The organism is Streptomyces acidicola (assembly GCF_009377235.1).
Lineage (GTDB): Bacteria > Actinomycetota > Actinomycetes > Streptomycetales > Streptomycetaceae > Streptomyces > Streptomyces acidicola.
Window position 1 is genome coordinate 1 of record NZ_VMNX01000315.1, and the last position, 8,617, is coordinate 8,617.

The 8,617-nt window shown below is 71.9% G+C and carries 8 protein-coding genes; 2 read left to right on the plus strand and 6 right to left on the minus strand.

Annotated elements, in window-relative coordinates; translation table 11 throughout:
- Positions 1-191: 191 nt before the first annotated feature.
- The 4 genes from FPZ41_RS41920 to FPZ41_RS41935 all read right to left on the minus strand — a co-directional run bounded on the left by FPZ41_RS41920 (position 192) and on the right by FPZ41_RS41935 (position 4,241).
- A complete protein-coding gene (locus tag FPZ41_RS41920; RefSeq protein ID WP_152869568.1) occupies positions 192-1,541 on the minus strand; it encodes a DUF692 domain-containing protein in 1,350 nt (449 codons plus the stop codon).
- Between the two features lie 193 nt (positions 1,542-1,734).
- Positions 1,735-2,541, minus strand: coding sequence for a DUF4142 domain-containing protein (locus FPZ41_RS41925; RefSeq protein ID WP_152869570.1), 807 nt, complete (start codon positions 2,539-2,541; stop codon positions 1,735-1,737).
- 213 nt (positions 2,542-2,754) lie between these two features.
- Positions 2,755-3,363: a DUF4142 domain-containing protein gene (locus FPZ41_RS41930; RefSeq protein WP_152869572.1), complete on the minus strand. Its 609-nt coding sequence runs from the start codon at positions 3,361-3,363 to the stop codon at positions 2,755-2,757.
- Between the two features lie 128 nt (positions 3,364-3,491).
- Positions 3,492-4,241: a peptidyl-tRNA hydrolase gene (locus tag FPZ41_RS41935; RefSeq protein ID WP_322621419.1), complete on the minus strand. Its 750-nt coding sequence runs from the start codon at positions 4,239-4,241 to the stop codon at positions 3,492-3,494.
- A gap of 176 nt (positions 4,242-4,417) precedes the next feature.
- On the opposite strand from FPZ41_RS41935, the gene FPZ41_RS49145 reads away from it, so the two are divergent.
- The gene (locus FPZ41_RS49145; protein WP_152869574.1) at positions 4,418-5,377 is read left to right on the plus strand and encodes an ABC transporter ATP-binding protein; all 960 of its coding nucleotides are present in this window, start codon (positions 4,418-4,420) and stop codon (positions 5,375-5,377) included.
- Positions 5,377-6,048 (plus strand): ABC transporter, encoded by a 672-nt coding sequence (locus FPZ41_RS49150; protein WP_152869576.1) that lies wholly within the window; start codon positions 5,377-5,379, stop codon positions 6,046-6,048. Before FPZ41_RS49145 ends, FPZ41_RS49150 begins: the two co-directional genes overlap by 1 nt.
- A gap of 108 nt (positions 6,049-6,156) precedes the next feature.
- On the opposite strand, the gene FPZ41_RS41950 is transcribed toward FPZ41_RS49150, so the two are convergent.
- Complete coding sequence (locus FPZ41_RS41950) at positions 6,157-7,557, minus strand: PhoX family protein (RefSeq protein WP_152869578.1); 1,401 nt, start codon at positions 7,555-7,557, stop codon at positions 6,157-6,159.
- Positions 7,558-7,642: 85 nt separating this feature from the next.
- A complete protein-coding gene (locus FPZ41_RS41955) occupies positions 7,643-8,530 on the minus strand; it encodes a slipin family protein (RefSeq protein ID WP_152869580.1) in 888 nt (295 codons plus the stop codon).
- Positions 8,531-8,617 lie beyond the last annotated feature (87 nt).

Below are 8,617 nucleotides of genomic sequence, written 5' to 3' on the forward strand. Positions count from 1 at the left end.
GGTGTGCACGGGGGTGAGATCGGGGGAAAGTTGGCGAAAAGGGGTGTCAAACCTGTGCGTGTGCCACGTGTTTGTTATTCGCGGCACATTTGCCACCGTGCGTTGTTTCTCGCCGCCGTCGTTTTTCGCCGCACTCAGGCGGGCTCGGCGGCCCGCCTGCGCTCAGGAGACGCTGAATGGTCCGCCCGCGCTCAGCGGCGGAGCAGGACCCGGCGGGTGGCGCGGGCCAGGCGGGCCGTCGGGCGCTCGGAGCGCGGGACGGGGCCCGAGCGGTCCAGCCACCACTGGCGCAGCTGCCGCCGGACCTCGGCGTCCTCGGGCCGCCCGGCGAGCAGCAGATGCTCGGCGAAGTCCAGCGCGTCACGGCGGTAGCCGCCGTGCATGGGGTGCCCGTGTGTGTAGGCGAGGAAGGCCTGGCGGTACGACTCCCCGAGGATCTCCGACAGTTCGGGCGCCACCTTCGCCACCACGTCCGCCCGCTTGGCCCCGAGTGCCCGCCCCTGCACCCCCAGCCGCACCCGGTCGAACCCCTCGGGTACGGGCGTCCCCGCCACCAGCGCCGAGAGCAACGAGGCCTGTGCGAGCCCGAGCCGTTGACGGGCCGGACCCGTGGACGGCGCCGGATCGGCGTCGGGCCCGGGAGCGGTGCCGCGCTCCAGGGCCCCGGTGCCGTCCTGTGCGGCTTCCGCCGAGGACGCCCGCCGTACCGTGTCCCGGATCGTGGTCAGCTCCCGCTCCAGTTCGGCCGGCTCGGGGAAGTTCTCGTCGCGCTCCAGGAGGATGCCCGGCGGGGTGACCCGGGAGACGAGGTCGGCGAGGATGTCGAGCACGGGCTGGGAGACGGGGTGGGCGTGGCTGTCGTGCCAGACGCCGTCGCGTTCGAAACCGCCCGCGACATGGACGTACGCGATGGCCTCGACCGGAAGTTCGTCGAGGGCCTTCGACGGGTCCTCGCCCCGGTTGACGTGGTTGGTGTGGAGGTTCGCCACGTCGATGAGGAGCCGGACGCCGGTGCGGTCGGCCAGCTCGTACAGGAACTGGCCCTCCGTCATCTCCTCGCCCGGCCAGGAGATGAGCGCCGCGATGTTCTCCAGCGCCAGCGGCACCGGCAGCGCGGCCTGGGCGGCCCGTACGTTCTCGCACAGGACGTCGAGCGCGTCCCGGGTGCGCGGGACCGGAAGCAGGTGCCCTGCCTCCAGCACGTCGGACGCCGTCAGGGGGCCACCCGCCCGTACGAAGGCGATGTGCTCCGTGACGAGGGGCGCCCCCAGTGCCTCCGCGCGCTCCGCGAGAGCACGCAGCCGGTCCTCGGCGGGACGGTCCGCGCCGCCGAGGCCGAGCGAGACGCCGTGCGGGACGACCGTGACGCCGCGCTCGCGCAACCGTGTGAGCGACTCGGGGAGATGGCTGGGGCAGACGTTCTCGGCCACGACCTCGACCCAGTCGACACCGGCGCCGGTCCCGTTCCCGACTGCGGCCATGCGCTCCACGGCGTCGGCGATCTCCGGCCGCCACCCGATGCCCGTCCCCAGCTGCTTCATCCTCGTCCCCTCCTCGTCACGCCGGTCACGGCCTCACCAGGACCCTGTGGGTCGTCTCCCCGCGGTGGACCTGTGTTCCGGCGTGCCCGACTCATGACCCCGGCACGCCGGGCCGAACCCCTCGGAGGGGACCTTCAGAGCAACATTTGAGCTTGCGGCGGTTTCCCGCACTCCTGCCCTCTGTCGCCTACGGCTACTGGACCTGCGGTGTCTGGCCCTGGTCGTCGTTGAGTTCCTCCGGATCGGGCCGGGTGGTGTTGACCACGCCGGGCGCTCCCGGTGAGACGGACGAGCTCACATCGGGGTTGGTGCTCGGCTCCGCCGCGGGCGGGGAGGCCGGCGACTGCCCGGCGACCGGCGGCGGAGGGCCGGTCGGGCTGGCGGTCCCGGAGACCGACCCCTCGGCGATCTTCTGGAAGTCGACCGCTCCGGTCTTCTCCAGGATCGTGATGTGGTCGAGCACGGTCTGGTTGGCGTCCGAGGCCAGCTGGCGCACCAGCGTGTTACGGGTGGAGTTCCGCACCGTGGCGATGTCCGGGAAGATCTTGCCGTGCGCGGAGCGCAGGAGGTTCGCCCACACCTGGTTGTACTCGGCGGGCGAGGCCGCGGTCATCTCGTTCAGCCAGCCCTGCTGCTGGGCGTTGGGCTGGTTCGGCAGCTCGACACCGAGCTTCGCCGCGATGATCCGCACCCGCTTGTCCAGGTCGGCGTGACCCACGATCAGATGATTCGCGGCCTCCTGCATGACCTTGTCGGAGGAGCGCTCCAGCGCCTGCTGGCCGGCCGGCCCCTCCCACAGCCCCGCCAGCCGCACACGGACGATCAGGTCCCGGTCGGAGGGGGTCAACGGCCCCCACTGCGTGGTCACCGTGTCTCCGGTGAGCGCGGCCGCGGCGGTGGCGTTGCGGTTGGGGTACGAGACGAACACGGGGTAGGCGAGTGCGCCGATCGTGCCGGCGATCGCCAGGGCGACGAGGACAGTGCCCTTGGAGCGTCGCAAAGGAGCCTCCCGGAGGAAACCAACTGGTCGTTGGGAACGTGCTTGGCCAGGGCCAAGAGGTACGTACAGGCCGGTCGGCATGTTCAACCGGCTGCGAAACGGCCGCATGGCCGCGACAGGTGGGGGCGGAGACGACACCTGCGCCCGTGACGGGCCCTGTGGAAGACCGGCCGGCGGAACGCCGTCGGTCCGGGCGGTGGCGCCGTGGACGGGTCAGATCGTGCCGTTGGCGATGGCGTCGAAGTCGACCTGTCCGGTCTTCTCCAGCATCGTGATGTGGTCGAGCACGGTCTGGTTGGTGTCCGAGGCCAGCTGGCGCACCAGCATGTTCTGGGTGCCGTTGCGCACCTGCCCGATGGCGGGGAGGATCTTGCCGTGGGCGGAGCGCAGGAGGTTCGCCCACGTGCGGTCGTACTCCTTGCCCTGGGCCGCGGTCATCTGCTGGAGCCAGGCCTTCTGCTGCTCGTTCGGCTCGTCCGGGATCTCGACGCCCAGCTGGGTGGCGACGGTCCGCACCCGCTTGTCGAGGTCGGTGTGGCCCACGATCAGGTGGTCCGCGGCCTCCTTGACCTCCTTGCTGGACGAACGCTTCATCGCCTGCTCCGCGGCCGGCAGCTCCCAGAGTCCCGCCAGCCGCACACGGACGATCAGATCCCGGTCGGAAGCCGTCAAGGGCCCCCACTGGGTGTTCACCATGCCGGCCGACATGTTCGCCTGTGCGGTGCCGGACCGGTCGGTGTAGGACCACACGGGGAACGCCAACGCCCCGACGGTGACGACGAGGGCCACGCTGGCGATGACCGAGACTTTGACGCGCTCCAAAAGAGCCTCCCCTGGGGAAACCAACTGGTCGTTGGGAACTGTTACTTGGCCAGTGCAGAGAGGTACGTAGGGAACGGCTGTGTTGTTCAACGTTGGTCAACCGCGTTCGCGGGCCGGGCGGGTCACGCTTACGGTCGTCGCAGGCCAGGGAGAGGGCAGAAACGACTACCGCCCTCGGCCACCACGGTTTTCCCGGGCGCGATCTCCGTGAAGCCGGCGTCCCGGACGACCGGGAGGCCGGAGGTGGTCAGGTGGCGCCAGCGGTCGGGCGCGGCGGTGCGTACGGCGAGCGGGAAGCCGGCGTCGCGCCAGGCCGCGCGGTCCGCGTCGGACAGCTCCCACCAGGCCAGTTGGGCGCCGTGACCCGCCTGGGCCATGGCCTTGCCCGCCGTCATACCGAGCTCCGGGCTCATCCAGAGGACGGGGGCGGAGAGGTCCGCGTCCACCGGAGGCTCCGGGTCGTCGAGTTCCGTGCCCGAGACCTGGAGGCGGGCCAGGTCCTTGGGCCAGCCGTCCAGGGGAACGGGAGGGAAGACCCGTACCTCCGCCGACTTGCCCGTCACCGTGATTCCGGGGATCGCCTCGGCACGGCGCCACTCCGCGCCACGCGCCCGGCGGACCACCTTGCGGATCCGGGCGTCCTGCCAGTCCCGCATCGCCCGGGCCCACGGGCCGTCCCCCAGCGACCGCTCGTCGCTCAGCATGACCAGCACCGCACGGGCCGCCGTCTGCAGCGCGTCCGTACGGGCCGGGGGAGCGGACCGCTCGATCCGGACCACCAGGGGCAGCACGAACTGCGGCGCCTCGTCACGCGACACGGACTCACCGCGGAAGGGGCTGTCCTGCGCTGTGCCGTTCTGCGCTGTGTCGTCCGCCACCGTGCCGTTCGCCACCGTGCCGTCCGCCACCGTGCCGTCCGCCACTGTGTCGTCTTTCACTGCGCCGCTGTTCACCGAGGTCTGTGCACCCGCGTCACTCGTCACACACCCCAGTCTGCCAGGCGGAAGATCCGTTCCCCTGCGCGCATCCGCACACCCGTACGAGGATGGGGTGCATGGCACGTGAGGTACCGGAACGAGAACAACAACGGTTGCGGCTGGAGGGCGTGGGCCGCCGCTACGGGCGGCGCGGCCGCTGGGTCCTGTCCGGCGTCGACCTGGAGGTGGCCCCCGGCGCGCTGATCCGTATCGAGGGCGCCAACGGCACCGGCAAGTCCACGCTGCTCCGCCTCCTCGCGGGCCTCGACGCGCCCACGGTGGGCCGGATCGTGGGGCGCCCACGGACGGCGTACGTCCCCGAGCGCTTCCCGGCCGCGCTGCCCTTCACCGCGGCCGACTACCTCATGCATCTCGGCACCGTCCACGGTCTGTCCCGCCCGGCGGCCGCCGACGCCGCCGACGAGTGGCTGGAGCGCTTCGGCGCCGCCGAGCACGCCCGGACGCCGATGTCGGAACTCTCCAAGGGCAGCAGCCAGAAGGTCGCCGTCGCCCAGGCCCTGCTCGCCGAACCGGAGCTGCTGGTCCTGGACGAGGCCTGGACCGGCCTGGACGACCCGGCCCGCGGTGAGCTGGAGGGCGCGGTGGTCGAGCGCACGGCCGCCGGGGGCGCGGTGGTGTTCGTCGACCACGACCCGCGCCGGCTGGCGGGGCGGCCGGACGCGACCTACGCCGTCGTCGAGGGCACCCTCAACCCCCGTACGGGGAACGGGGACGCGCATGCGGACGGCCCCCATGTGGTCGTCCGGGCACAGGGTCCCGCGGGAACCGCCCCACCGGACGAGGTCACGGAACTAGCGGCCCTGGTCGAGGAGGCGGCGGGCGACGCGCACCGGATCACTGTCCCGGAGTCCCGCTCGGACGCCGTGCTCAGGGCGCTGCTCGGGGCCCGGCCGCCGTGGCACGTGGTGAGCGTGGAGCCCGAGCCCGAGCCCGCGCCCGCGTCCGTGCCTGATCTCGCGCGGGGCATCGTGCCCCGGCCCCGCGAACCCGAATCCATCGAAACCGAGAGCCCCTGATGACCGCGCTCCTCCGCTACCAGGCCGCCCTGCTGCTGCGCTCCCAGCGGGCGCTTCCGCCCGTGATCCTGTACGCCGCGGTCCTCGCGATCGGTGTGCAGAGCGGGCAGCCCGTGCTGGACTCGCTCGGCTGGACGGCCGCCGCGCTGCTGCCCGTCGCCGCCTGGCTGGTACGCATCTGCGCCACCAACGAGCCGTCCGCGGCGCGGAGCTGCGTGGGCGCGGCGGCGGGTCCGGAGCGGGCGCACCTGGCGTGCGTGACGGTCGCGCTGGCGGCGGCCGGGGCGCTCGGGGTCGTGGCCACGGTCTTCGTCACGTTCATCAGCGACGCGACGAGCGCCGATCACCAGATACGGCTGTCGGCGGTCCAGGCCGGAGCTGCCGGACTGCTCGCCACGCTCGCGTGCGCGCTCCTCGGCACGGCGGTCGGCGCGCTCACCACCCGGCCGCTGCTGCGCTCGCCGGGCCGCGCCGTGCCCGCACTGCTGCTGGGCGCGCTCCTGGCGCTCGTCGTCACGGGCTCCCCGGCGCGGGCGGCGGTCAGCGCGCTGGTCACCGGCTCACAGGAGGGTACGGTCCCGGTGCCCGTGCTGCCCCTGGCGGGTGCCGCGCTGCTCACGGCGGCCGCGATCGCGGTGGCCTGCGCGCTCACCATCCGGCGGTCGTCCTGAACGGCCGGGGTGCCCCGGAGGCGGAGGACCACCGCCGGGGCCGGCGTGCCAGGTGCGCGTGCCGGTTGCGCGGGTCGGTCGCGCACGTCAGTGGCGCACGTCAGTGGGTCAGGTCCGGCGCCATGGGCCCGTGACCGCGAACGTCGTTCCGGGCGTGTAGCAGTTGACGTACATCGTCTCGCCGTCCGGGGAGAAGGTGACGCCGGCGAACTCGCCCCACTCCGGTTCCTCCGGGGTGCCGGTGTTCTGGGCGTTGCGGGCCAGTGCGTAGACCTCGCCTCGGCGCGTCACCCCGTAGACGTGCTGGGCGCCGTTGCCGTCCTCGCAGACCATCAGGCCGCCGCTGGGGGCGAGGCAGATGTTGTCGGGTGACTCGCCCGGAAGCTGGACGTCCGTGTCCGGGCCGAAGACGATCACGAGGGTGAGGCGGCGCCTTGCCGGGTCGTAGCGCCAGATCTGGCCGTAGTGGTCGGCGGCCGAGCCCTCCGCGCTGCGTGCGAAGGACGAGACGAAGTACACGCTCGTGCCGCCCCAGTAGCAGCCCTCCAGCTTCTGCGCGTGCGTGATGCCCTTCGGGCCGAAGTCCTGGAGGCGGACGGGGGTGCGGACGGCGAGCGGATCCGGTACGTCCACCCATTCGATGCCGTCGAAGGCCGCGCCGGTCTCCTGGATCGAGGAGAGGTCGGGCACGCCGGGTACGCGCATCGCCTGGAGACGGCCGCCCGCGCGCAGGGAACCGAGGCCGCCCCGCGGCTTGTCGGGGAGGAACCGGTAGAAGAGACCGAAGGGCCTGTCGAAGGCGTCCTCGGTCTCGTAGACGATGCCGTGGCGCGGGTCGACCGCGATCGCCTCGTGCTGGAAGCGGCCCATGGCGGTGAGGGGTACGGCTCCGGAGCGGTGCGGGTCCGCGGGGTCGACCTCGAAGATGAAGCCGTGGTCCTTGGTGTAGCCGTTCGTGCCCGCCTTGTCCTCGGTCTCCTCGCAGGTCAGCCAGGTGCCCCAAGGGGTGGGCCCGCCTGCGCAGTTGACCGCCGTACCGGCGATCGCGACGCGCTCGTCGAGGACGTTGCCCCGCCGGTCGAGGGTCAGGGCCGTACAGCCGCCCTTGCCCATCGGGTCGTACGTCAGGCCGTCGACGGTGGGGACGCCGATCCGGCCGGTGACGCGGTTCTCGTGGTTGCGGACCAGGTGGACCTGGCCGTTTCTGCCGCCGGAACGGCCGGCAAAGGCAGCCATGCCGTCGTGGTTGCTGGGTACCTTGCCTTCGCCGGAGCGGAGGGGGTCGCCCTCGCGGGACAGGACCCGGTAGCGGAATCCTTTCGGCAGGTCGAGCAGGCCGTCCGGGTCGGGGATCAGCGGGCCGTAGCCGGAGTGGCCCACGCCCTGCGCGGCGGCCGTGCCGGTGAAGAGTTCGGAGAGGGCGCCGGTGAACGCGATGCCCGCTCCCAGGGCACCGGAGCGGGCCATCATCTGACGTCGTGTCACAGGCGTGCGTCGTGTCACGGACATGGGAAACCTTCCTGTTGGCGGACAGGATGTGACCCGCCTGTGTATCACGTGACTTCGGTCCCGTGAACCACGCGCGTAGAAGGACTCACTCCGTGCTCGGTGGAGTCACTCCGTCGGTCTTGGACGGCCGGGACGTGACCTCGGGCGGCGGTGCGGAGGCCGGCCGCACCTGTGGCTGCGTGGTCGTCTCCGGTGCTCCGTCGGGTGGCTGCTCCTGGTGTGCCCGCTCCAGGAACCGCAGCAGTTCCACGGGGAAGGGCAGCACGAGCGTGGAGTTCTTCTCGGCCGCGACCGCGACCACGGTCTGGAGCAGGCGGAGCTGGAGCGCGGAGGGGGTGTCTTCCATCTGCTGGGCCGCCTCTGCGAGCTTCTTCGACGCCTGGAGCTCGGCGTCGGCGTTGATGATGCGGGCCCGCCGCTCGCGGTCGGCCTCGGCCTGGCGGGCCATCGAACGCTTCATGGACTCCGGCAGCGACACGTCCTTGATCTCGACGCGGTCGACCTGTACGCCCCAGCCCACGGCGGGGCTGTCGATCATCAGCTCCAGCCCCTGGTTGAGCTTCTCGCGGTTCGACAGCAGGTCGTCGAGGTCGCTCTTGCCGATGATCGAACGCAGGGAGGTCTGGGCCATCTGGGAGACGGCGAAGCGGTAGTCCTCGACGTTGATGACGGCGCTGACCGCGTCGTGGACCCTGAAGTAGACGACGGCGTCGACCCGTACCGTCACGTTGTCCCGCGTGATGCCCTCCTGCGCGGGCACCGGCAGCGTCACGATCTGCATGTTGACCTTGCGGAGCCGGTCGACGCCGGGGACCACCATGGTGAAACCGGGCGGACGGGGTTCTCCGAGCAGCCGTCCGAGCCGGAGTACCACGCCGCGCTCGTACTGCTTGATGACCCGTGCCGCCGCGGCGGCGTACACCCCTCCGGCGCAGCCGACCGCCACGGCCGCGGTCACCAGTGCCTCGATCATGACGACCCCCTTTCGAGCCGTCGTGCGTAGGGTCGTTTTCACCCTTCGCCCGCGAATACCACGATATGCCTGGGGTGGGTTCGGGGG

Excerpts from the sequence above, each read along its gene's own strand:
- FPZ41_RS41920 (WP_152869568.1), bottom strand. The coding sequence starts at position 1,541 with ATGAAGCAGCTGGGGACGGGCATCGGGTGGCGGCCGGAGATCGCCGAC.
- FPZ41_RS49145 (WP_152869574.1), top strand. The coding sequence starts at position 4,418 with ATGGCACGTGAGGTACCGGAACGAGAACAACAACGGTTGCGGCTGGAG.
- FPZ41_RS49150 (WP_152869576.1), top strand. The coding sequence starts at position 5,377 with ATGACCGCGCTCCTCCGCTACCAGGCCGCCCTGCTGCTGCGCTCCCAG.
- FPZ41_RS41950 (WP_152869578.1), bottom strand. The coding sequence starts at position 7,557 with ATGTCCGTGACACGACGCACGCCTGTGACACGACGTCAGATGATGGCC.
- FPZ41_RS41955 (WP_152869580.1), bottom strand. The coding sequence starts at position 8,530 with ATGATCGAGGCACTGGTGACCGCGGCCGTGGCGGTCGGCTGCGCCGGA.